This is a genomic window from Stenotrophomonas aracearum (genome assembly GCF_031834615.1).
GTDB lineage: Bacteria > Pseudomonadota > Gammaproteobacteria > Xanthomonadales > Xanthomonadaceae > Stenotrophomonas > Stenotrophomonas aracearum.
Genome location: NZ_CP115543.1, coordinates 85,305 through 107,734, shown reverse-complemented (window position 1 = coordinate 107,734; position 22,430 = coordinate 85,305). Strand labels below are relative to the sequence as shown.

Annotated in this window: 16 protein-coding genes; 8 read left to right on the top strand and 8 right to left on the bottom strand. The window is 66.1% G+C overall.

Features of this window, described 5'->3' with window-relative positions; genetic code table 11:
* Positions 1–24: 24 nt before the first annotated feature.
* The 4 genes from PDM28_RS00490 to PDM28_RS00475 are packed head-to-tail and all read right to left on the bottom strand — an operon-like array spanning position 25 to position 3,723.
* Positions 25–1,308, bottom strand: coding sequence for a TRAP transporter large permease (locus tag PDM28_RS00490; RefSeq protein WP_311183359.1), 1,284 nt, complete (start codon positions 1,306–1,308; stop codon positions 25–27).
* Between the two features lie 3 nt (positions 1,309–1,311).
* Entirely contained in the window at positions 1,312–1,848 is a 537-nt protein-coding gene (locus PDM28_RS00485) for a TRAP transporter small permease (RefSeq protein ID WP_311183358.1), read from the bottom strand.
* An 11-nt stretch (positions 1,849–1,859) separates the two neighbouring features.
* Complete coding sequence (locus PDM28_RS00480; protein WP_311183357.1) at positions 1,860–2,864, bottom strand: TRAP transporter substrate-binding protein; 1,005 nt, start codon at positions 2,862–2,864, stop codon at positions 1,860–1,862.
* A gap of 37 nt (positions 2,865–2,901) precedes the next feature.
* Positions 2,902–3,723: a 2-keto-4-pentenoate hydratase gene (locus PDM28_RS00475; protein WP_311183356.1), complete on the bottom strand. Its 822-nt coding sequence runs from the start codon at positions 3,721–3,723 to the stop codon at positions 2,902–2,904.
* Between the two features lie 146 nt (positions 3,724–3,869).
* On the opposite strand from PDM28_RS00475, the gene PDM28_RS00470 reads away from it, so the two are divergent.
* The 4 genes from PDM28_RS00470 (at position 3,870) to PDM28_RS00455 (ending at position 7,946) form a co-directional block, all read left to right on the top strand.
* Positions 3,870–4,871, top strand: a complete 1,002-nt coding sequence (locus PDM28_RS00470) for an alpha/beta hydrolase (RefSeq protein ID WP_311183355.1) — start codon at positions 3,870–3,872, stop codon at positions 4,869–4,871.
* On the top strand, positions 4,868–6,484 hold the full coding sequence (locus PDM28_RS00465) for a carboxylesterase/lipase family protein (RefSeq protein WP_425507620.1): 1,617 nt from the start codon (positions 4,868–4,870) through the stop codon (positions 6,482–6,484). The genes PDM28_RS00470 and PDM28_RS00465 overlap by 4 nt, the downstream gene beginning before the upstream one ends.
* A gap of 234 nt (positions 6,485–6,718) precedes the next feature.
* Positions 6,719–7,309 carry a cysteine dioxygenase family protein gene (locus tag PDM28_RS00460; RefSeq protein WP_311183354.1) on the top strand — a complete coding sequence of 197 codons (591 nt, stop codon included), beginning with the start codon at positions 6,719–6,721 and terminating at the stop codon, positions 7,307–7,309.
* A gap of 235 nt (positions 7,310–7,544) precedes the next feature.
* Positions 7,545–7,946 (top strand): hypothetical protein, encoded by a 402-nt coding sequence (locus tag PDM28_RS00455; RefSeq protein ID WP_311183353.1) that lies wholly within the window; start codon positions 7,545–7,547, stop codon positions 7,944–7,946.
* 7 nt (positions 7,947–7,953) lie between these two features.
* Here PDM28_RS00455 and PDM28_RS00450 read toward each other — a convergent pair whose 3' ends face one another.
* Positions 7,954–9,498 carry an MASE1 domain-containing protein gene (locus PDM28_RS00450; protein WP_311183352.1) on the bottom strand — a complete coding sequence of 515 codons (1,545 nt, stop codon included), beginning with the start codon at positions 9,496–9,498 and terminating at the stop codon, positions 7,954–7,956.
* A 337-nt stretch (positions 9,499–9,835) separates the two neighbouring features.
* Here PDM28_RS00450 and PDM28_RS00445 point away from each other — a divergent pair, with 337 nt between their 5' ends.
* Positions 9,836–10,669, top strand: coding sequence for a PhzF family phenazine biosynthesis protein (locus PDM28_RS00445; protein ID WP_311183351.1), 834 nt, complete (start codon positions 9,836–9,838; stop codon positions 10,667–10,669).
* Between the two features lie 24 nt (positions 10,670–10,693).
* On the opposite strand, the gene PDM28_RS00440 is transcribed toward PDM28_RS00445, so the two are convergent.
* Together PDM28_RS00440 and PDM28_RS00435 are read right to left on the bottom strand one after the other, a co-directional pair.
* Positions 10,694–14,440, bottom strand: a complete 3,747-nt coding sequence (locus tag PDM28_RS00440) for a LamG-like jellyroll fold domain-containing protein (protein ID WP_425507619.1) — start codon at positions 14,438–14,440, stop codon at positions 10,694–10,696.
* Between the two features lie 245 nt (positions 14,441–14,685).
* Positions 14,686–17,445: a TonB-dependent receptor gene (locus tag PDM28_RS00435; protein WP_311183349.1), complete on the bottom strand. Its 2,760-nt coding sequence runs from the start codon at positions 17,443–17,445 to the stop codon at positions 14,686–14,688.
* A 271-nt stretch (positions 17,446–17,716) separates the two neighbouring features.
* Between PDM28_RS00435 and PDM28_RS00430 the strand changes: the two genes are divergently transcribed.
* Genes PDM28_RS00430 through PDM28_RS00420 form a run of 3 tightly spaced genes read left to right on the top strand, consistent with a single transcriptional unit; the run spans position 17,717 to position 19,785 of the window.
* Positions 17,717–18,733, top strand: coding sequence for a sugar kinase (locus tag PDM28_RS00430; RefSeq protein WP_425507618.1), 1,017 nt, complete (start codon positions 17,717–17,719; stop codon positions 18,731–18,733).
* The gene (gene eda, locus PDM28_RS00425; RefSeq protein ID WP_311183348.1) at positions 18,720–19,358 is read left to right on the top strand and encodes a bifunctional 4-hydroxy-2-oxoglutarate aldolase/2-dehydro-3-deoxy-phosphogluconate aldolase; all 639 of its coding nucleotides are present in this window, start codon (positions 18,720–18,722) and stop codon (positions 19,356–19,358) included. Before PDM28_RS00430 ends, eda begins: the two co-directional genes overlap by 14 nt.
* 43 nt (positions 19,359–19,401) lie before the next feature.
* Positions 19,402–19,785, top strand: a complete 384-nt coding sequence (locus tag PDM28_RS00420; RefSeq protein ID WP_311183346.1) for a hypothetical protein — start codon at positions 19,402–19,404, stop codon at positions 19,783–19,785.
* Positions 19,786–19,886: 101 nt separating this feature from the next.
* On the opposite strand, the gene ligD is transcribed toward PDM28_RS00420, so the two are convergent.
* Entirely contained in the window at positions 19,887–22,430 is a 2,544-nt protein-coding gene (gene ligD / locus PDM28_RS00415) for a DNA ligase D (RefSeq protein WP_311183345.1), read from the bottom strand.

Below are 22,430 nucleotides of genomic sequence, written 5' to 3'. Positions count from 1 at the left end.
GTGGCGGCCGAAGCCGCCACACAATCAGGCGCGCAGCAGCGCCGGCAACCACAGCGACAGCTGCGGGAAGAAGGTCACGATCAGCAGCACGGCCACCGCGGCGAACCAGAACGGCCAGATCGAGCGCATGCTTTCGCCTACGCTGATCTTGCCGATGGCGGTGCCGATGAACAGCACCGAGCCCACCGGCGGGGTGACCAGCCCGAGGCCACCGGTCAGCACCAATACGAGGCCGAAGTGGATCGGATCGATCCCGTAGGCCTTGGCCACCGGCAGGAAAATCGGCGTGCAGATCAGGATCATGGGTGCCAGGTCCATGAAGGTGCCGAGCAGCAACAACATCACCACGATCATCAGCAACACCATGAACTTGCTGTGCGCGAACGACTGCAGGAACTCCACCGCCGCCGCCGGCACCTGCAGGTAGGCCAGCAGCCAGCCGAACACGGCCGCGGTGGCAATCACGAACAGGATCACGCCGGTGCTGCGTGCCGCATGGGTGACCGTAGCCATGAACTCGCGCCAGTTGAGCTGGCGGTACAGCACGGTGGTCACCAGCAGCGCGTACACCACGGCGATGGCCGCGCTCTCCACCGCGGTGAAGATGCCGGCGCGGATACCGATGAAGATCAGCGCCACCAGGCCCAGGCCGGGCAGGGCGGAGACCATGCGCAGCAGCACCGCGCGCCAGCCCGGGAACACTTCCACCCCGTAGCCGCGTCGGCGCGCCACCATGTACCCGGTGACCATCAGCGTCACCGTCATCAGCAGCGCCGGCACGATGCCCGCCGCGAACAGGTCGGCGATGGACAGCCCGCCACCGGCGGCGGCCGAGAACAGGATCAGGTTGTGCGACGGCGGCACCAGCAGCGCCACCAGCGCGGCGGTGATGCTCACATTAACCGCGAAGTCGCGGTCATAGCCGCGCTTGACCATCTGCGGAATCATCGTGCCGCCGACCGCCGACACGTCGGCAATCGCCGAGCCGGACACACCGCCGAAGAACAGCGAGGACAGGATCGAGACCTGGCCCAGGCCGCCGCGCAGGCGCCCGACCAGCGACGAGGCCAGCGCGATCAGGCGCTCGGAGATGCCGCCGCGCATCATGATTTCGCCGGCGAAGATGAACAACGGAATGGCGATCAACGACGCTGAGCCGGTACCGGCCGAGATCTGCTGCACCAGCACCAGCGTGGGCAGGTCCAGGTACCACAGCGTAGCCAGGGCCGCCGCCGCGAGCGCATACGCCACCGGCACGCCGAGCAGGAGAAGCACCGCAAATACAGTGAAAAGAATCGTAATACCCATGACTCAGCGGTCTCCCTCTGCTTCTGCGACAGCAGCCGGTTGCACGGTCTGCACCATCTGGTTCACCGCGAACAGCGCCATCAGCGCGCCGCCGATGCACAGCGGCAGGTAGTTGATGCTCTGTGGCAGGTTGGCGCCGGCGGCCTTGATGTCCAGCCCGTCCATCAGCAGCACCCCGGCCCACCAGGCAATCACCACGCCCAGCACCGCCACCACCAGCGAACCGAACACGTCCACCGCGCGGCGCAGGCCCGGTTGCATGTGCGCGGCCAGCAGGTAGAAGCCGAAGTGGCGGCGGGTATGCACACCGGTGGCCGCGCCCAGGCTCATCGCCGTGGCCAGCAGCAGCAGGGTGACCGGCTCGGTCCAGCTCGGCGAATCGTTGATCACATAGCGCGCGAACACCTGCCAGCCCTGCACCACCACCAGCCCGAGCAGCGCCAGCACGGCGATATGGATGGTGATGTCGGCAATCAGGTCCAGCGCACGCTGGGGCGCCGAGCGAACGTCGGCGATGATTCCGGAAGTCGTCTCTGACATCGCGTTGGTCCTCAGGCGAAGTCGCGGATGCGACGGGTGAGCGCGGCCAGTTCCGGCCGCTGCAGGTACTGCTGCAGCAACGGGTCGGCGGCCTTGCGGAAGGCCGGCATGTCGACCTCGTTGAACTGGATGCCGAAGTCGGCCACGGCCTGGCGCGCGGTGCTTTCCGAAGCATCCCACTGCTGGCGCATCACGCCCACCGATTCGCGCGCGGTCTGCAGCAGCAGCTGGCGGTCGGCCGGGCTGAGTTCCTCGAAGGTGCGGCGCGACATCAGCAGCACGTCCGGCGCATAGGAGTGATCGCTCTGCGACCAGTAGCGCGCCGCTTCGAAATGGCGGCTGGAATGGAAGCTGCGCATGTTGTTTTCCGCACCGTCGATCATGTGCGTTTCCATGCCCGAGAAGGTGTCGCCCAGCGACATCGGGGTCGGGTTGGCACCGAGCAGGCGCATCAGCTGGATGAAGATGTCCGACGAGGCCACGCGCAGCTTCAGGCCGTGCAGGTCCTTCGGTTCCACGATCGGATGCTTGGTGTTGTAGAAGCAGCGTGCGCCGGAATCGTAGATGGCCAGGCCCACCAGGCCGCGACTTTCAAGGCCGCGCAGCACGTCGTCGGCGATGCCGCCATCGAGTGCGCGACGCATGTGCGCCACCGACTCGAACACGTACGGCAGGCACAGCGCCTGGGTCAGCGGGAACGCATTGTTGAGCGCTCCGGCGTACACGCGGGTGATGTCGATGACGCCGAAGCGCGCCATGTCGATTGCTTCGGACTCGCGGCCCAGCTGGCCGGAGTGGTACTGGCGCAGCTTCAGCCGGCCGCCGGTTTTTTCTTCGAGCTGCTGGCCGATCCACTTCACCGCGGTCACGGTGGGGTAGTCGGCCACATGCACATCCGTGGCCGTCAGCAGGCGCGCGCCACCGGGCGCGGCGCTGGAACGTGAACACCCCGCCGACAGCAGGGGCACGCTGAGCGCGCCCACGCTGGTGGCAAGGAACTTTCTGCGAGTAATCATCTGCGCCCTCCCAAGCGTACTCGCCATGGCCGACCGGTTACCCGGCGGCGATGGCCCTGCAGGTAATGTCGCCGTAACCGGCGAAACGGATCAGTGCCTGTTGGCCTACGGCGATGTCATGGATACCGGTGGCATTGCCACTGGCGATCAGATCGCCGGCCTTCAGCGGACGACCACGCTGGGCAGAGCGGCCCAGGGCGAAGGCGAATGCGGTGCGCAGGCCGCCAGGCAGCAGGGTGGCGCCGCCGGTACCCACCACTTCGCCGTCAATGCGGGTTTCCGCACGCAGGTCGGCATCGTCCAGCGTTGTCCAGTCCGGAATCTCCGGGCCCAGCACCAGGCCGTTGTTGTTGCCGAAGTCCGAGACCACCACGAGCGGCCCAAGCTTGTTGATCGTGGCCAGCGGGCTGCTGGCCACTTCCACGCCGATGAACAGCCGCGCCGGCTGAGCTTCGGCCTCTTCCGGGGTCCAGTGCAGCTTGTCCGCGGGGGCGTCCTCGGTCAGCTGGAACACGTACTCAGCCTCGACCGCGCCGAAGCCGCCCACGAACACCGGAATGTCGGTTGTTCCACCGGTAGCATTCCAGAGCCGATTGGAGAAGATCGGGCCCAGCAGGCGGTCGTCCCCGGAGGCATCGCGGCGCTCGGCGGCGATGTAGCCGACCTTCCAGCCCACGACCCCGGCGTCCCACAGCGCAATGGCGTGGTCCTGCACCTGGTAGGCGGTGACCAGGTCGTCCGGGATGGTTCCCGGGAAATCCGGCAGTGACCGGCCCTGCTGGCGGGCCGAAACGAACGCCTGGGCGATGTCGCCCAATCCCTGTTCTGGCAGATCCTGTTTGCCCTGATCGTTGCTCAAGCGGGTCTCCCGTTGTTTTGTTGCACTGCCCATCGACAGTGCTTGGATGAGCTGTATATGGTAAACCGGTGTCATTGGCAATGTGCAGCGCATCAGAAGCTGCCAGCGCCCGGCACGCGGTCGTTTCCCATACCAAGGATCCCCGGATGCGCTGTCTCGTGTTGATGCCCCTGCTGGCGGGCTGCCTGCTTTCCGCCCTCGCCTCTGTCCCGCTGCCGGCCGATGCGGCCGAACGGCCAGTGCCGCAGACCGAGCCCGCTCCCGGCGCGCCAGACCGCATCGACCTGTGGCCGGCCAGTCAGGTCCCGGGTGAACCGCGTGCGGCCAGCGCGCCGAACGTCGTCGAACGCAGCGACAACAGCGCGCTTCCGGACCGCTACATCGACAGCGTCAGTGCGCCTTACCTGGTGGCCTATCGCCCGGCCCGGCCCAACGGCAGCGGGCTGCTGGTCATTCCCGGCGGTGGCTACCAGCGCATCGTGCTGGACAAGGAAGGCACTGCGCTGGTGCCGGCCTTCGTGGAGCAGGGCGGAGTGACCCTGTTCGTGCTGCGGTACCGCCTGCCGACCGGCCGTGATGACCGCCAGGCGGCGCTGGCTGACGCCCAGCGCGCCCTGCGCCTGATCCGCAGCAATGCGCGCCGGTGGCAGCTGGACCCGCACCGGATCGGGGTGATGGGCTTCTCCGCCGGCGGCCACGTGGCCGCGCGGTTGAGCACCGGATTCGCCACCGCGCTCCCGGGCATCGGTGACGCCGTGGACGCGGTCAGCGCGCGCCCGGACTTCGCCCTGCTTCTGTACCCGGTGATCGACATGGGCGCGCATGCGCACACGGGTTCGCGCTCCCGCCTGCTCGGCGAACGGCCCAGTGCCGCGCTGGAAAGGCAGTTCTCCCAGCAGTCCCAGGTTACCGCGCAGACACCGCCTACCTTCCTGGTGCACGCGCAGGACGACAGCGTGGTGCCGGTGCAGAACAGCCTGCTGTACTACCAGGCGCTGATCGACGCGGGCGTGCCCAGTGAAATGCATCTGTTCGCGCACGGCGGCCATGGCTTCGGCGTGCGCATTCCCGCCGCGCTGACCACCACGCAATGGCCCACGCTCGCGCTGCGCTGGATGCAGGCGCAGGGCGGGGAGGGCACGCCATGAGTCCGGCCGACCTGCAGCGCCGCCGTTTCCTGCGCGACAGCGCGCGTTACGCGCTGATGCTGGCGGCCGGTTCGTCGCCGATGGCCGCTGCGTTGGCCAACGCACCTGCCGGCGCCGCTTCCGATTCACTGGCCAAGGTCCGCAGTGGGCGCTTGCGGGGTCGTTACATGCAGGGCGTGCACAGCTTCCGGGGCGTGCCCTACGGCGCCGACACCGCCACCCGCCGCTTTCAGCCGGCGCTGCAGGAGCTGCCATGGCGCGGCGTGCGCGACGCGCTGGCCTACGGGCCTGCCGCGCCACAGGGCAGCAAGGACGACGGCCCTGGCAGCGAAGACTGCCTGTACCTCAACGTGTGGACCCCGGCGCTGCGCGATGGCAAACCGCGCCCGATCCTGTTCTACATCCACGGTGGCGCCTACAACAACGGATCGGGCAGCGACCCGCAGTACGACGGCAGCGCGCTGTGCCGGCGTGGCGACGTGGTGGTGGTCACGGTGAACCATCGGCTCAACGTGTTCGGCTACCTGTATCTGGCGCAGCTGGGCGACGCGCGCTTCGTCGATTCGGGCAATGTCGGCCAGCTCGACCTGATCCAGGCGCTGCAGTGGGTTCGCGAACATGCCGCCGAATTCGGTGGCGACCCCAACAACATCACTGTGTTCGGCCAGTCCGGCGGCGGCGCCAAGATCGCCACGCTGATGGCCATGCCGGCCGCGCGCGGCCTGTTCCAGCGCGCGTGGACGATGAGCGGCCAGCAGGTCACCGCCGCCGGGCCGCGGGCCGCCACCCAGCGCGCACGCATTGCGATGGACGCGGTGGGCGCGCGCGACGTGGACGCGCTGCTGGCCCTCCCGGCCGACGCCCTGCTGGCCGCCACCCGCGCGCGTGATCCCTCGCGGGTGGAGAGCACCTCGCTGTACTTCGGCCCGGTGGTGGACGGCGGCAGCCTGCCGGTGCACCCGTTCTGGCCACAGGCGCCGGCGCAGTCCGCACAAATTCCGATGGTGATCGGCAACACCCATGACGAAACCCGCGCCTTCCTCGGCAACGATCCGGCCAACTTCGCGCTGAGCTGGGAAACGCTGCCGGCGAAGCTGGAAAAGGAGCAGTTCGTGGACCTGCTGCCTTCGGTGGTGATCGCCGAATATCGGCGCCTGTATCCGCACTACACGCCGTCGGAAGTGTTCTTTGCCGCCACCACGGCCGGGCGTTCCTGGCGCGGCGCGGTGGAGGAACTGGAGGCGCGGGCCCGGCAGGGGGCACCGACCTGGGCCTACCAGCTGGACTGGGGATCACCACTGGACGGCGGGAAACTAGGCGCCTTCCATACGCTGGATATCCCGCTGGTGTTCGATAACACGCGAGCGGAAGGCTCGCGCACCGGGGAGGGGGCCGATGCGCAGCGCATGGCCGATGTGATGAGCGAGGCGCTGCTGGCGTTTGCCCGCACCGGGAACCCGAACCATCGCGGCCTGCCGCAGTGGGAGACGTACGGGTTGGAGCGGCGGCAGACGATGGTGTTCGACACCACGTCGAAGCAGGTCGACGACCCGCGGGGTGGGGAGCGCAGGTTGTACCAGCAGGCACCGTTCGTCCAACGCGGCACCGCGTAGGGACACGCCATGCGTGTCCAGAACACGCCATGCGTGTGTAGAACGTGGCCAGCCATCCGTGGGACACGCATGGCGTGTCGCTACGCGGTTGTCGTGAATGGCACGCTTTCCGGGCATACCGATAGGCTGAGTCTACCGAACAACGGAAATCGATTGATTTTCCGGCCAACGTGCGGCGATCTGCCGTGATCCAGATCAAACATCGCCTTAACGTTCATCGCCTAGACTGGAGGCATGCAAGCCCATTGCGATGCCTTTCCGCGGTTCCATGGACGCGATCGATTGATCGCCGCCGTCGATCACGCGGTCCAGAATGACGATCCGCAGCAGATCGCCATGACCCTGCGCGGCGCACTGTGCGAGGCCATCGCCGACAGCCGCATCCAGCTGCCGGCGTGCGTGCACCAGCCGATCAGCGACCACTACGCCCGCCGCGAGCTCTACCGCAGCCCGACCCTGGGCTACAGCATCGTGGCAATGAGCTGGGCGCCGGGGCAGGGCACGCCGCTGCACGACCACAGCGGCCTGTGGTGCGTGGAAGGGGTGTGGCTGGGCCAGCTGGAAGTCACCCAGTACGCCCTGCTCGAGCGCGACGGCGAACGTTTCCGCTTCCAGGCCGAGCCTTCCGTGGTCGGCGGCTGCGGCAGTGCCGGCAGCCTGATCCCGCCGCATGAATACCACACTATCCGCAACGCCAGCGACACCGAGCTCGCCGTGTCCGTGCACGTCTACCAGGGCGAAATGATCCGTACCGCCATCTTCGAACCCGAAGGCAACGGCTGGTACGAACGCCGCCTGAAAGAACTGGAAACCGACGACGCCTGATCGTCTGGAACCTCAAAAACTCGCTTTCTAGACAACGCGATTTCCCTGCTGACGTGATCGACCCGCATGACTTTCGGCCGGCAGGACGCACGTATCGATGCGTCCATTCCTTCCGGGCCTTTCCGGGCCCGTATCAGAGATTGTGTAGAGCTTGTGATGCCACTGCTACCTAGCATCGTGCGGGATTTTCCCGTCACCAGTGCTGGAGCACAGCATGCAAAATCGAGCAATTGTCATGGCCACCACTGCGTTGCTGCTTACCATCGCCCCTGCCGTCTCAAATGCCCAACAGGATTGGAATGGCAATGAGGCGCAGGGGTTGGGTCACCCCCACCCATCGACCGCGAACGTGAGTCTGAGCGACAACTGGAAGGCCTACCGCTTCGACCGCGATGGCATCCGCTATTACCAGGTCAATGATCGCAACGACAACGTCCACGTCGTGGTCGGAAAGGTCGACGAGATCATGTGGGCGCTGCCTGCCGGCAAGCCATCCGCCAGAACCTCGCTCCCCTCGTGGCGCCTCAAGATTTCCGAAGAGGCCGTGCCTACCCTTGTCTACTCCGATGAGGAGATCTCCCTGATTCACTACCAGGACGGCAGCAACACCGTCTGGTCGGTGGAAGAGGTCCCCTGAAGGCTCTTCACTTCAGGGGCGGCTCCTCCACCTCGCTGGATTCCACCAGCAGAATCCGAACCCGGTTGCGGCGGCACTGAACAGTGCCGCCGTAGGGCAGCGTCCTTCCTGTAAGCCGCTCAATGGTGATACCCATTGTCCCTTCCGCGATGTGCCTTTGCGGGTCGATCAGCGAGACAACAACGAAGATTCCCCGCATGTCGCCGATCTGGCCACAGCGCGCATGTACCTTTATCCGGTCTTCCTCGTGCTCCAGTAGTACCGAGACTGCCTCCGCCATTACACGGTACGCAGCGAGCTGCAAACCGGTACTCATCCCGCATGGATCGCCCACCATCCGGGGAGACAACACGCGACGCGAGCTTCTCCAGTGCTCTCCCAGGCCGCTCAACTGTACGCTCAGGTAAAGGCCAACATGTTCCAGAGCGGTGGGGTATACCAGGCTCGTGTGCTCCCGAAATCTCCTAGAATTCGCGACGGACACCTGCAGCAGCGAGTGCGCCATGTCCGGGTGACCATTGTCCCGGAGGTAGTATGCAATCTCGCTTAGGGAATGGTCGATGCCATCCCCCATCTTTCGCATCTCCAGTACGCGGCGACGCAGGTCCATCTCGCCGGCGAAGTGCGACGCCCTCGCATGCGCGGCCGTTACGAGCTCCCTCTTTCGACCACTTGTGTAGTGGTGATAGTAGTGACTGATGCTGTACCCGAGTGTAAGCAAAGCCACGCCCGCAATCATCAGTATCTGCTGTGCCACGAACGTGGATGAGTCGAACGACCAAGGTTCGCTGCCTCTGCTTGTCAATCCGATGACCATGTTCACCAATGGGACCGCTATCGCGGCACCGCGCCATCCATGCATGCATGTCAGGGCAATGGCAGGCAGCGCGACCAGCAACTGCAACGTGATTTTAAGCGATGGTGCACTGGCCGGAACCAGAAGCGTCAACAGCCCCAACCCCACGATCACGGTGGCAGCACCAGCGGTCGCAGCAGCGTATCGTCGATTCCACTCCCAGCCGGACTTCCTACGTGTCCAGAGCAGGGCCAGCGGCGCGAGCGTGAGGATGCCTATGAACTGGCCCAACGCGCCTCTTGTGGCGTCTGTCAGGAAATCGTTGCGGTGGGGAACGGGCCATAGCAGATGCGAGAATCCTAGATTGAGCAGTGTTACCACCACCGCGGAAGTCATTGCGGCGGATATGAACCAGGCGTCTGTTCTCGCATCCATCAACCGTCGATGCCAGTGCAGGATCAGGGCAACCGCAGGCATTAGAAATGCTGAAGACAGAATAGTCCACGCCAAACCATATGTATCGATCATGGGAAAGCGCATATGCGCGAAGTACGCGTACTCACCCAGTATCAGGTACGGCCATAGGCGCATGGGAAACATCAGAAGCGCAGCAACACGAAGTCCAGCTGGAAGGTGAAACTGGTCCATCGATACCTGCCTCGCCGCCCAGCAGGACAGCGCGTAAGCGGCGGCAAGAACGAAGCCAACTGACTCAATGGGGAGCTTCATTTCAAAGCTGCGCTTCCACCGTTCCATGGGCTGTTCCCTCTTTTGAACACTGACGAGGCGCGGACGGTATCGACGGGGCGAAATGATGGCAATGGCGCCCTGAGCTTTTCAGAGAATCATCAACTCATGGAGAGCTGCAGGCCGGCATGACAAGTTATAAGGTGTTACAAACCGCAAGGTTTTCTAGGCGCCTCGCGAACTCGCTCACACTTTGGCGCGCCGTGAACTACACTCATTCCTAACAGGGCGAGAGGTCCAAACTTTGTCGCGAACTGCATGGACCATGGCTGCCACGGCATTGGATTGACAGGCTTGGCTGACGCGATCTGCGCAAACGTATTCATCGCATGACAGGAGAGTATCCGTGTCCACACACCCGTTCACCCAGGTCAACGTTTTCAGCACCGATCCGCTGCTGGGTAACCCGCTTGCGGTGGTTCTCAACGGCGAAGGGCTGAGCGACGCCCGCATGGCGGCATTCGCCCGCTGGACCAACCTGAGCGAAACCACCTTCGTTTCCGCACCGCGCGACCCGCGAGCGGATTACCGCGTGCGCATCTTCACCACGCTGGGCGAGTTGCCGTTCGCCGGGCATCCCACCCTGGGCAGCTGCCATGCCTGGTTGACCAATGGTGGCGTACCGCGGGGCGCAGAGATCGTGCAGGAGTGCGGGATCGGGCTGGTGCGGATTCGTCGAAGCGAGACCGGATTTGCCTTCGATGCGCCGCCGCTGTTGCGCGAGGGGCCGCTGGTGCCCGCGTTGCGGGAGCGCGTTGTTGCAGGCCTTGGCGTGGCCGCCGACGACGTGGTGGACGCCCGGTGGGTGGACAACGGGCCGCCGTGGATCGTGGTGCGCCTGGAAAGCCGGGCAGCCGTGTTGGCGGTGCGGCCGGACTACGCGGCGTTGGACGGATTGATGGTGGGCGTGTTTGCCGCGTGCAGCGAAAGCGACGGCGTAGACGCGCAGTACGAGTCGCGTGCGTTCATCGCCGGCGAGGCGGCGCCGGAGGATCCGGTGACCGGCAGCCTCAATGCGGGCATTGCGCGGTGGTTGCTGGGCGAGGCGCCGACGCGGTATGTGATCAGCCAGGGCACCGTGTTGGGGCGTGCGGGGCGGGTGCAGGTGGAGCGTGATGGCGATGCGTTGTGGATCGGGGGAACGTGCGTGACCTGCATCGAGGGCACCGTCACGCTGTAGAGCCGGGCAGAGCCCGGCTCTACGTCAGAAGGTCACGGTGTTGTTGCGCTGGGTGACTTCCGCGCCGCCATCCTGCAGCTCCACGCGCACGCGAAGGCCGCTGCGATTACACGCTGGCAACGGCAGGCTCACCGTGGTCGTCTTCGGCACCAGATCCACCGGCGCTTCCATCGCCGGAATCTCGATACGCGCCAGCTCACGCCCGTTCGCGTCCTCCAGCACCGCCGTGCCCACCGGTGTGCCCACGTGCCCCAAGCTGTGCACGGTCACGTGCACCTGGCGTCCGTCAACGCGCACATCGCCACGACCCACGCCCAGGTCGGGGCGCAGCTCCACCGGCGTACCGGCCTTGATCAGTTCGAACTCGAACACCTGCGCCACGCCCGGTGCGAACCGCAGCGGAAGGCTTGCACTGCGCTCCAGCGATACCTCACGCGTTTCGCCCTTGCCATCGATGCGGTCGTCGCCGTCACGGTCCACGCCGCTGGTCATCCGCCACTGCCCGGCGGTGACGTTCCAGGTACTCATCTCCGCATCCACCGCATGCTTGCCGGTGTTGTACGCAATGACCTTGAAGTGCTCGGTGGACGGCGCATGCACCAGCAGCGCCACCTGCTCGGCCGCGTCAGGCTGCGCGAAGCGCCAGCTCACCGTGTGCCCGGGCCAGCTCTGGTTGCGCTTCAGGGCAATGCCACCCAGGCGTGCCCGCTGCAGGAACTCGCTCGGCGCTTCCACGCGGTCGGACCACCAGTGGCCTTCAGTGTTCATGTACTCGCGCTGCGCCTTGGCCTGGATGCCGTCGGCATGCAGCGCTTCCAGGTACTTCTTGTCGCCGGTGGCTTGCCACGCCATCAGGCTTGAGAACCCGGTGTTGCCGGCGTCCGCATCGGCCACCAGCTTCGGGTTCCATTCGGCACCCTTGCCCAGCACCTCGACGAAGTTCTCGCCCAGGTTGGCCAATGCGCCGGGGCCGCCACGTTGCACGCGGTAGTCCAACGCCTTCAAATACTTGTCGTCGCCGCTCCAGCGCCAGGCCGCCCAGAACGTGTGCATCACATCGCCGCCGCCCGAGCCGTTGTTGAGCTCACCGCCGCGCACCTTGCCTGTCTGCCAGTTGATCTCGTTGGGCAGCGCCCAGCGGCCCTTGTCGTCGGTGTAGGCGTGCGCCAGGTAGCTGTCGGCCAGCCCGGTGACCAGCTTGCGGCCGGTCGGGTCGGCGTTGTACTGGCCGACCAGGAAGGCCGGGTGCAGCGCCGGGAACGAATACGGCTTCTGCCATTGCCAGTTCGGCTCGCGATACACCTTGTTGCCGCCGAACCAGTTGCTGGAGAACAGCAGGTTGCCCTGTGGATTGGGCAGGATGATGCGCTCGTCGAACGCCTTCACCGTTTCCATCAGGCGTTCCAGGGTGAGCGGATCGCCCCAGTTGAGGTACAGCATCGCGCTGTTGGCGTTGATGCCTTCTTCGTAGGAATGCAGCTCATCGGTTTCGATGGTGCTCAGGCCGTTGGAGAACATGCCGTTGCGGTACACCGCGTCGGACAACGCGGTGAGCGAGCGGTTCAGGCGGTCCGGCTGCACGCCCATCAGCGCCAGCCCCGGCCACTGCTGGGTCAGGTCGGTATCGTCGGAGATGCCGCCGCCGAAGTCGCCGTAGGCGATCTGCCGGTTGTCGATCCACCAGTCCACGAAGCGACGTACGTACTTGAGGTCTTCAGTCTGCCGGAACGCCCACAGTGGCACGCCCTTGGGCGCTTCGGGCTGGGTGAACGGCGGTTTGCCCTGGCTGTTGTAACTGATGTAGTTCCAGTACAGGCGCCCCAGCGCGTGGTCCGGGTCCACCCGCAGCAGGTCGCTCAGGTCCGCGTACACGCGCGCATACAGGCGCTGGCGCTTGGAGGTGGTGTGCTCTTCGACCAGGAAGCCCCAGTTGTCGCGCGCCTGGTTGAAACGGTCGGCCACGTGTTCCTTCTTCGCTTCGGCGCGGTCCTTGTAGACCATGCGGATCTCCGCACCGTCCAGCGAGCCGGCGTTGAAGCCTGGCGCGCCCGAGGCGATGCTGATCCACAGGCTGTCGGCGGTGAGGATGCGGTCGCGCAGGTCCAGCCACAGCGTGCGCTTCTGGTTCGGCTTTACCGAGACCGACACATCGATCATGTCGCGCGCCGGCCAGATCGGGTCCTTGATGCGGATGTTGAGCGGGATCAATCCATCGCGCGCGGCCGGCAGGTCCAGCGCCGGCAGGTCGATGGCCACGCCGTCGAGTCCGTCGTACATGTTCTCCCAGCTGTGCGCCCAGCTGCGGATCAGCGGCTGCGCAGCCGGGGCGTCGCCCACGCCGGAAGGAATCAGCACGTGCACGATCGGAAGCGGATGGGCCGGCAGCGTGTCTGCACCGCGACGGCGCGAGCCGGCGCCCTTGGGCAGCGCCATCACCGTGCTGCGCTCTGCGGCCGGGTAGCGGCCGTCGATGTACTCGCGCAGGGTGGTGATGTTGAGGTAGTCGGGCAGGGCCTGGCTGTCGATCAGGTAGCGCTGCTTCACCGTGCCTTCCGGCTCGGCGGCGTCGCTGACCTGGTAAGCCCAGATTTCCTGGATCGGCGTTTCCTGTGCGGTATTGCGGAAGTGCAGCACGCCACCGGTCTGCGCCGGAATGTCGTCCACGCTGCGCACCACGCCCTGCGGGCGCTGCAGCAGCGGCGTGGCAGCGGCATCGCCGGCGCTGTGGCTGAGCCCACCGAAGGCCGCGCCGCGCACTTCAACGCGGTTGACGGTCTCGCCGGCGGGAACGGTCAGGTCGAGCTGTTGGCCGCCTTCCACGTAGGTGTTCCAGTCCGGCAGCTGGAAGTAGTCGTTGCGGCCGGGCAGGCGCGAGCGGTTGTACACGCCCGGCCAGGTGGTTTCGGCGATGCCGTCGGTCGCCTTCCACATCCACTGCTTGTGGTCCTTGGTATCGGCGAACTCGATCTTGCGGATGGTCGTGGTGGGTGCGCTGAGCACCGGCGGTGCGGCGTTGTCCCACCCGAAACGATGGTTCCAGGCGCGCGTCGGACCGGTGTCGGCCACGCTGCTGCCCGGCGCCTTGTTGGCAGCCAGCGCCGCCACGCCGGCGGGGTCGAGCAGGCGATCGTAGACGCGGATCTCGTCCAAATCGCTGCCACGCAGGAAGTTGTAGCGGCTCTGCACCTGGTAGGGCGCCATCACCCGCCCGGCCAGGCCGAGCTGGTCCAGCGCCGCGTCATAGTCGGCGGTGGTCTCCGCGCGGGCGACCTCCTTGCCGTCCACGTACAGGCGCACGCCGTGGTTTTCGTCCCAGCCGAAGGCGATGTGCTGCCACTGCTGGGGATCGGGCGTCTTGTCGAGCTTGAACGACACGCGGGTGCGCGCCAGGTTGGCGTCGGTCACGAAGGCATCGAAGCCGTGACCGTTCCAGTCGATGCGCAGCCAGGCCATGTCCCAGCTGCTGTGGTCGGCGTAGCCGACCCGGAAGATCACGAACGGCGCTTCGCCCACCGCGTAGCGCGGGCGCCAGTAGAAACCCAGGGTCCCGCGCTGCGCCTGGATATTGCCCGGGGCGTTCCACGACAGCACACCGTCGTCGGCCCATTGGATGCCGCGTCCACGCGCACCGTCGGCCACGGTGGTGACCTTGTCGACGAAGTTGGGAACGGCATCGCCTTCGGCGTGGTCGGCCTCCAGGCCGTGCTCGGCCGAGACATGGAACAGCAGCTGTGGCGTGCTCTGCGCGGCGGCGGTACCGGACAAGGCCACCAACACCGCCAGTGCCAACGTTCGCGGTAGCGTCGGCCGTCGGCCGACCCTCGCATACCCGTCAACGCCCGAAACGGCCCGAACCACCCCACCCCAAAGCACCATGTGACCTTTCCTTTCCACAGCACATCACCACGGCCGCAGCGTGTGCGCAGGGCCGCCAGAAACTAGCAAACGGGAAGCAGTGCGGCATCTTGCGCCGCAACAGCGGCGTGGTTGCCCACGCCGCTGCCGGTTACGCGCACTCAGAACTTGTAACGAACGCCCAGCTGGTACTGCCGGCCGGTTTCGGTGTACTGCAGCGGCAGGCGACCGGTGGCCGGCGAGTACACCCACTCGTCGCTGGCCTCGTTGGTCAGGTTCATGCCTTCCAGGCTCAGCTCCAGCTGGTCGCTGATCGCATAGCGGATCGAGGCGTCGATGAAGGTGGTGCCGGTCATGCCGTGGGTACCGTCCACGTTGAAGCCTGCTTCGGTGCCGGGCACCTGGGTCAGGTAGTCGTCGCGGTTGGTGGCCGACACGCGGCCGGACCAGACGGTGCCTTCATAGAACAGCGTGGCGTTCCAGGACGACTTGGACAGACCGGTCAGGTCGGCCTTCATCACCGGCTGGCCGCTGGAGTTGATGTACTGGATCTGCGATTCGACCCAGGTGTAGTTCAACTGGATGCCCAGGTTCGACCAGTTGCCCGGCAGGAAGGTGAACGGCTGGATGTAGTTCGCTTCCACGCCGTGCAGTTCGCCACCCGGGGTGTTGACCGGCTTGGTGTAGGTGAAGTCATCCGACGGCGACGCGCCGGTACCGATCAGCAGCGAGTCGGGCAGGCCGCTGGCGCTGTACGGCGCCACTTCGCGGGTGGTCTGCACGAAGCTTTCGATGTCCTTGTAGAACAGGCCGATGCCGGCCATCGCGCCTTCGGAGAAGTACCACTCGAAGCCCAGGTCCACGTTCTTGGCGCGGATCGGGTCCAGGTACGGGTTGCCGCTGGAGATGGTGCGCGCACCGCCGGCTACGGCCACGGTGGCGCCCGGGGTCAGGCTGCCCAGGCCCGGGCGGCTCATCACCTTGGCCGCACCGAGGCGGATCAGGAAGTCCGGGGTGATTTCCGCGACCAGGTTGAACGAGGGCAGGGTGTCGTCGTACTCACGATCCACCGTGGTTGCCACGGTGCCGGTGGCCAGCGTGGAAAGACCGGTGGAGCTCTGCTTGGTCTTTACATAGCGCACGCCGAAGTTGCCCGAGAACGGAATGCTGCCCAGTTCGGTGGAGAACTCGCCCATCAGGTAGCCGCCACGGTCTTCTTCTTCGACGCTGCGCGAGTTGTTGGCGCGCGGGGCGACGGCGAAGGTACCGCTGTTGCTGTAGATGTCGAACTGGTCGGCTATGGCGTCCAGGTTCGGCACCACCCACTGGTCAGGCGTACCGGTGATTCCCTTCAGGCCGGCCTGCTGGGTCATGTCCACCGGCACGATCTTGGTGCCGTTGGGGAAGTTCGGCACGGCCAGCTCGCTGGCGCGGCGCAGTTCCACGGTGTCGAAGGTGTAGTTCTTGGCCAGGATGCCGCCCTTCAGGCGGAAGCCGGGGCTCAGGTTCCAGTTGAAGTCGACCTGGCCGGTGTCGAAGTCGTTGTCCACGTACTGCGGGCGCAGGCGGATTTCCGCCAGTTCCCAGCCCACCGGGTTGGTCGGGTCGATACCGTAGTTCAGCTTCGGGAAACGGCTGTTGCCACGGTAGTCGTAGCTGTAACCGTCCACATCGTACTTATCCATGATGATGGTGGTCTGGATCGGGTTCTCGTGCTTGGAGCGCGAGATGCCGACCTTGCCGGACAAGGTGAAGTCGTCGCCGAAACGGTGCTGGCCGTTCAGGGCGATCTGCTTGAACTCGGTGCTCCACTCGTCGTGGCGGTTTTCGGTGCGGATGTCGACGTTGTCGAATTCACCGTAGACCAGCGCGTTGTTCTCGATCACGCCGTCCTTGACGATCATCGCCGGCTTGCCGACCAGGCGCGGGGTGGTGCTGGTGCCGCGGCTGAAGGAAATGGCTTCGATGTAGTGCTCGTCGCGCTTGGCGTCGATCTTCGAGTACAGCGTGTCCAGCGAGATTTCGGTGGCGTCGGTCGGCTTCCACTGCAGGGTGCCGGTCACGCCCAGGCGCTTCTGCTCGTGCTCCATCTGCACGTAACGCGGGAAGCGCGGGTGGTACACGCTGGCCGAACGCGCCTGGGTGAACGGCGACGCCGCATTGAAGTTGCCGTTGCTCGGGCCGTTGGCCCAGCGGCCGGTGTTGGAGCCTTCTTCCAGCGCCTGGCGCTCGGAGTAGGCCACCGACAGCAGCGCGCCGAAGGTGCCATCAGCCCAGGTGTTGGAGATCAGCGCGGCCACGCGCGGGTCGGCCTTTTCGGCCATCGCGTTGTAGCTGGCCTGGCCGCTGGCGGCGAAGGTGAAGCCGTCGTAGTCGAACGGGCGCGCGGTGCGCAGGTCGACGGTGGCACCCAGCGAGCCTTCTTCCACGTCGGCCGAGGCGGTCTTGCGCACCAGCAGCTGCGAGAACAGGTCCGAGGCGAACACGTTGAAGTCGAAGCCGCGGCCGCGGTTGGTGCCGCCGCTCTGGTCGCCGGCGCCGACCGTGGTCAGCGCTTCCATGCCGTTGATGCGTACGCGGGTGAAGTCCGGGCCCAAGCCGCGCACCGAGATGTTGCGGCCTTCGCCGGCTTCGCGGGTGATGACCACGCCGGGCACGCGCTGCAGCGACTCGGCCAGGTTCAGATCAGGGAACTTGCCGATGTCTTCGGCGACGATGGCGTCGACCACGCCGGCTTCGCCGCGCTTGATGTCCAGCGCCTTCTCGACGCTGGCGCGGTAGCCGGTGACGGTGACGGTGTCCAGGTCGGTGGCCGAAGCCGGGGCCGGGTCCTGCGCCAGGGTGGTTCCGCTCAGCGCCAGGCCTATCGACAGGGCGAGCAAGGTAACCGGTGTCTTTTTATGGATGTTTCGATATTGCATGTTTTCCCTCTCCCAAGGTGCTACATGAAACAGCTATCCGGCGACATGTCAGTGCAATGACACCGCTGGTCAGAGCCGACGTTAACAGTCCGTTGGGAATCGAGCATCTTGCACCGCAACAGACCTGCAATGTCCCGTAGACGCCTGCGGGACAAAGGTTCTGCCTTCCGAACCGGTGGACGGAGCGCGCCACACCGCTAGAATGACACCGCTAGCCATTGCGATTCGGGGCCTGTCCCCGGGTCATGACCACCACGAAGGATCCATCGCCATGAGTCGTGTTGTCTGTTTCGGGGAGTTGTTGCTGCGCATGAGTGCGCCGGGCCGTGAACTGTTGCTGCAGACGCCGCAGCTGGCGGTGCACGCCGGCGGCGCGGAGGCCAACGTGGGCGTGTCGCTGGCCCACTTCGGGCACAGTGTGCAGATGGTCAGCACGCTCCCGGCCAATCCGCTGGGCCAGTACGTGGCCGGCGAACTGCGCCGGCACGGGGTGGACACCGCCCACGTGCAGACCCGCCCGGGCCGCATGGGCGTGTACTTCCTCACCACTGGCGCGGTGCAGCGCGCCAGCGAAGTGGTCTACGACCGCGTGGACTCGGCGTTCTCGTTGGGCCAGGCCAGCGACTACGACTGGGACACCCTGCTGCGCGGCGTGCAGTGGCTGCACCTTTCCGGGGTGAGCCCGGCGCTGAACCCGGCCATGGCCGAGGCCACCCTGGTGGCCGCGCGCGCCGCCTGCGAGCGTGGGGTCAAGGTGTCCTTCGACGGCAACTTCCGGCCCTCGCTGTGGGCGCGCTGGGAAGGCGATGCGCCGGCCATCCTGCGTGAGCTGTTCGCCTGCGCCACGGTCGCCTTCGCCGACTACCGCGACATCGGCGTGGTGCTGGGCGGGCAGTTCGAGCAGGCCGCGCTGGCCGAGCGCGTGGACGCCGCCGCCGTGCAGGCGTTCGCCGCGTTCCCGCGCCTGCAGTGGATGGCCTGCACGCAGCGCACCACGCACAGCGTGGACCACCATGCGTTGGGCGCGATGCTGCTGGGTCGCGACGGTACGCGAGCGGTGGCGCCTACCCGCGAGATGATCGGGATTGTCGACCGCATCGGCGGTGGCGATGCATTCGCTGCCGGGATCCTGCATGGCATGATGCAGGGCTTCGAACCGGACGCGATCGTGCGTTTCGGCTTGGCTGCGGCCAGCCTGAAGCATTCGATCCCCGGTGATTTCAACCCCGTCAGTGAAGCTGACGTACTGGCCCTGACGGGCGAGGAGCGATTCGATGTCCGGCGCTGATCCGCGCGTACGCGCAGTATTGAAACTGGCCCCGGTGATTCCGGTGTACACCCCGGAGAGCGTGGACGAAGCCGTCCAGGTGGCCCAGGCCCTGTTCAACGGCGGCCTGCCCGTGATCGAGGTGACCCTGCGCACCGCCGTGGCGATGGATGCGATCCAGGCGATGGTCGAAGCCGTGCCGGACGCGGTGGTGGGCGCGGGCACGGTGCTGACGGCCGCGCAGATGGAGAAGGTAAAGGCCGTGGGCGGACGGTTCGCGGTGGCGCCGGGCGCTACCGAGCGGCTGTACGCCGCCGCGCGCGACACCGACCTGCCGTTCCTGCCGGGCGTGGCGACCTCGTCGGAGCTGATGCTGGGCCTGGAACAGGGGCTCGATACCTTCAAGTTCTTCCCCGCAGTGCAGGCCGGTGGCATCGGCATGCTGCAGGCTTGGAACGGCCCGTTCGGCGACGTGCGCTTCTGTCCCACCGGCGGCATCAGCGCGCAGACTGCGCGCGACTTCCTGCACCTGCCCAACGTGCTGTGCGTGGGCGGTTCGTGGCTGACCACGCGTGCGCTGCTGCAGGCGAAGGACTGGGCGGGCATTGAAGGTCTGGCAAGGGCATCGGCTGCGCTGGTCGGCTGAGGCGCTCATAATGACGGCAGTTCCGTTGCCGTCTGTGTGACCCATGTCTGGTTTGTCGATCGCTAGAACCGTAGTGCTGTCCGTGTTGTCGGTGGTGGTGGCGCTGTTCGTGCTGGGCATGGTCAGTGGCATCGCCGGCTGGACCGCGCCGTGGGTGGGACTGGGCGACAGCCAGCTGCGGCTGGCGTGGGACCTGGCCTGGACCATCGCCGGTGGGGTGGCGGCCACGGCCTTCGCTGCGCGCTATGCGCCGAATGCGCCGTACGTGCATGGCGGCGTGGTGTGGTTTCTCATTGCCGGTGCGTCCGCGTTTGCGGCGTGGGACCTGGGCAACGACTTCCCGTTCTGGTTCGTGGTGACGCTGCTGGTGTCGCTGCCGGTGCAGGCAGTTGGGATCTGGATTGGGGCGCGCTATCGGCCTCGGTAGCATTCCGTGGAGCCGGCCGGCGGCCGGCACTACGCAGCAGCGGCCGCGCGACACGCCGTAGTGCCGGCCGCCGGCCGGCTCCACGCGATGCGAACACCGCATCACACCGTCGGCAACACCTGATCCACGTCTTCGATCCCTTCCCAGGGATCGGCTTTCAGCCGCTGCGCCCGCTGCAGCGCCTTCGCCAACGGGAAGGCATCGGCGGCAGTGATCCTGCCCAGCTCCTCCCAGCGCAGCGGCACCGCAACGCCCGCTGACGGCCGTGCGCGCAAGGACCACGAACACACACTCGTTGCGCCACGCGCATTGCGCAGCCAGTCGATGAAGATCACGCCGTTGCGCTTGGCCTTGCTCATGGTGGCCACGTAGCGCTCCGGCGCGTGCTCGGCCATGGCCTGCGCGAATGATTCGCAGAAGTCCTTGGCCTGCGCCCAGTCCGCCCTGGGCTTCAACGGCACCACCACGTGCACGCCCTTGCCGCCAGAGAGACGCACGAAACTTTCGAGTCCCACTTCCTGCAGCCGCGCACGGATGTCACGGGCGGCCGCCTTGATCGCGGTCCAGGTCACGCCTTCGCCCGGATCCAGGTCGAACACCAGCCGGTCCGGATGTTCCGGGTCGTCCACCGTGGCGCCCCACGGATGCAGCTCCAGGGTGTTCATCTGCACCAGTTGCAGCAGCCCTTCCACATCTTCGACGTACAGGTACTCCTCGCGCCCGCTCTTCTGCTGCAGCGGTATCGCCTGCACGGCGTCGCCCAGGCCGGTGCCGTGGTGCTTCTGGAAGAAGCATTGCTTATCCACGCCGTCGGGGCAGCGCAGCAGCGACAGTGGGCGACGCCCGACCTCCGGCAGGATCCATCGCGCCATCTGCCGGTAGTAGTAGGCTACGTCGCCCTTGGTGAGCTTCGCCCTGGCGAAGACGACGCGTTCGGGATGGCTGATGGTTACGTCCGCAGCGTCATCGCCTCGGTGTTTTGCCTTGGCTTTTGATTTCGCTGGCACCGCGTTGCCGGCGGGCTTCGTCGACGCCACACCCAGATCCTTCGCATGCTTGTCGTCGCGCAGACGCTTGAAGCTGGCCTGGCGCAGCAACCCTTCCTTGGCCCAGCCCCGGAACGCGACTTCGGCCACCAGCGTGGGCTTCACCCAATGCACGCTGCTGGCCTTGAACGGCACGTGCGAAGGCAGGGCCACCGCCGCCTTGTCGGTCGCCAGCGCCTTGAGCTGCTTGTGCATGGCCGCCAGCTTCGCGTCGTCGAAGCCGGTTCCCACGCGGCCTACGTAACGCAGGCCGCTTTTATCGGGGGTGGCCATCAGCAGCGAGCCGAATCCACTGCGCGATCCCTTCGGATCGGTGTAGCCCACGATCAGGAACTCGTCGGTGTTCTCGTGTTTCACTTTCACCCATGTCGGCGAGTGCGCGTTGACATACGCCGCGTCCACCCGCTTGCTGACGATACCTTCAAACCCCGCAGCGCCGCTGGCGGCAAACACCTCCGAGCCATGGTCCAGCACATGGTCGCTGTAGGCCAGGGTGCCAGGCACATCGCCCAGCAGGTCCTTCAGCAGCTGCTTGCGGTCCAGCAGCGGTGAGCGGCTGATGTCCACGCCCGCGATACCGGGCATGTCGAAGACCACATAGCGCAGCGGCTGCTTGCTGGTCCCGTCGATGACCTTCTGCAACGCGGTGAAGTCACTACGGCCATCGGCATCCAGCACCACCAGTTCGCCATCCAGGCGCAGGTCGGTGACCGGCAAAGCGGTGATGGCCTGGACCACTTCGGGGAAATCATTGCTCCAGTTCAATCCACCGCGCGAGCGCAGCGAGACCACGCCCTCGCTAACGTCGGCCAGCAGGCGGTAACCGTCCCATTTGATCTCGTGCAGCCAGGCATCGCCATTGGGCGCACTGTCACGGTGGTCGGTGAGCTGCGGCTTGAAGTCGTGGGGGTAGGGCTTTTCGCGTGCCTGCTCGAGTTGCAGCGCGCGCTTGGCCCAGCGCGCGTCCGCATTGCGGCGGGACGCCGGTTTCGAGGTCCGGGTCGTGGTGGTCTTCGTGGTCTTCGTTGCAACTTTTGAGGTCGTCGAGGTTCTCGTGGATCGAGTGGTCTTCGTCTTCGCCACGGGTTCCTCCAGCAGTGCGTCGGCATCGGCATCGCGCGCCTCGCCGTCATCGCGCTTGATCAGCAGCCATTGGTGCTGGCGGCCTTTCATCGCGGTGCGTACCAGCTTCCAGCCACCGTTGAGCCGGGTGCCATGCAGCACGAAGTCCAGTTTTCCGGCGGCGATCGCCTCCAGCGGGTCGCCCTCGCAGGCCCAGGTGCCGTGGTCGAACACGTCCACGTGCCCGGCCCCGTAATGGCCCTTCGGAATGTCGCCTTCAAACGTGGCATAGGAAATGGGGTGGTCTTCCACCTCCACCGCCAGCCGCTTCTCGCCCACGCGCAGGGACGGCCCCTTCGGCACCGCCCAGCTCTTCAGCACGCCGTCGGCTTCCAGGCGGAAGTCGTAATGCCGCGAGCTCGCATGGTGCAGCTGCACCACGAAGATCGGGCGGCGTGCCGTGGCGCCCTGCGGGTCATGGTCCGGCTCCGGTGTTTCTCCGAAGCGGCGCTTGCGGCGGTATTCCTGCAGCGACAT

What these genes read in the sequence shown, in the direction of transcription:
- PDM28_RS00455 (WP_311183353.1), top strand. Translation starts at nt 7,545, where the DNA reads ATGGCCACCACTGCGTTGCTGCTTACCATCGCCCCTGCCGTCTCAAAT.
- PDM28_RS00430 (WP_425507618.1), top strand. Translation starts at nt 17,717, where the DNA reads ATGAGTCGTGTTGTCTGTTTCGGGGAGTTGTTGCTGCGCATGAGTGCG.
- PDM28_RS00485 (WP_311183358.1), bottom strand. Translation starts at nt 1,848, where the DNA reads ATGTCAGAGACGACTTCCGGAATCATCGCCGACGTTCGCTCGGCGCCC.
- PDM28_RS00435 (WP_311183349.1), bottom strand. Translation starts at nt 17,445, where the DNA reads ATGCAATATCGAAACATCCATAAAAAGACACCGGTTACCTTGCTCGCC.
- ligD (WP_311183345.1), bottom strand. Translation starts at nt 22,430, where the DNA reads ATGTCGCTGCAGGAATACCGCCGCAAGCGCCGCTTCGGAGAAACACCG.
- PDM28_RS00470 (WP_311183355.1), top strand. Translation starts at nt 3,870, where the DNA reads ATGCGCTGTCTCGTGTTGATGCCCCTGCTGGCGGGCTGCCTGCTTTCC.
- PDM28_RS00490 (WP_311183359.1), bottom strand. Translation starts at nt 1,308, where the DNA reads ATGGGTATTACGATTCTTTTCACTGTATTTGCGGTGCTTCTCCTGCTC.
- PDM28_RS00450 (WP_311183352.1), bottom strand. Translation starts at nt 9,498, where the DNA reads ATGGAACGGTGGAAGCGCAGCTTTGAAATGAAGCTCCCCATTGAGTCA.
- eda (WP_311183348.1), top strand. Translation starts at nt 18,720, where the DNA reads ATGTCCGGCGCTGATCCGCGCGTACGCGCAGTATTGAAACTGGCCCCG.
- PDM28_RS00420 (WP_311183346.1), top strand. Translation starts at nt 19,402, where the DNA reads ATGTCTGGTTTGTCGATCGCTAGAACCGTAGTGCTGTCCGTGTTGTCG.
- PDM28_RS00480 (WP_311183357.1), bottom strand. Translation starts at nt 2,864, where the DNA reads ATGATTACTCGCAGAAAGTTCCTTGCCACCAGCGTGGGCGCGCTCAGC.
- PDM28_RS00460 (WP_311183354.1), top strand. Translation starts at nt 6,719, where the DNA reads ATGCAAGCCCATTGCGATGCCTTTCCGCGGTTCCATGGACGCGATCGA.
- PDM28_RS00465 (WP_425507620.1), top strand. Translation starts at nt 4,868, where the DNA reads ATGAGTCCGGCCGACCTGCAGCGCCGCCGTTTCCTGCGCGACAGCGCG.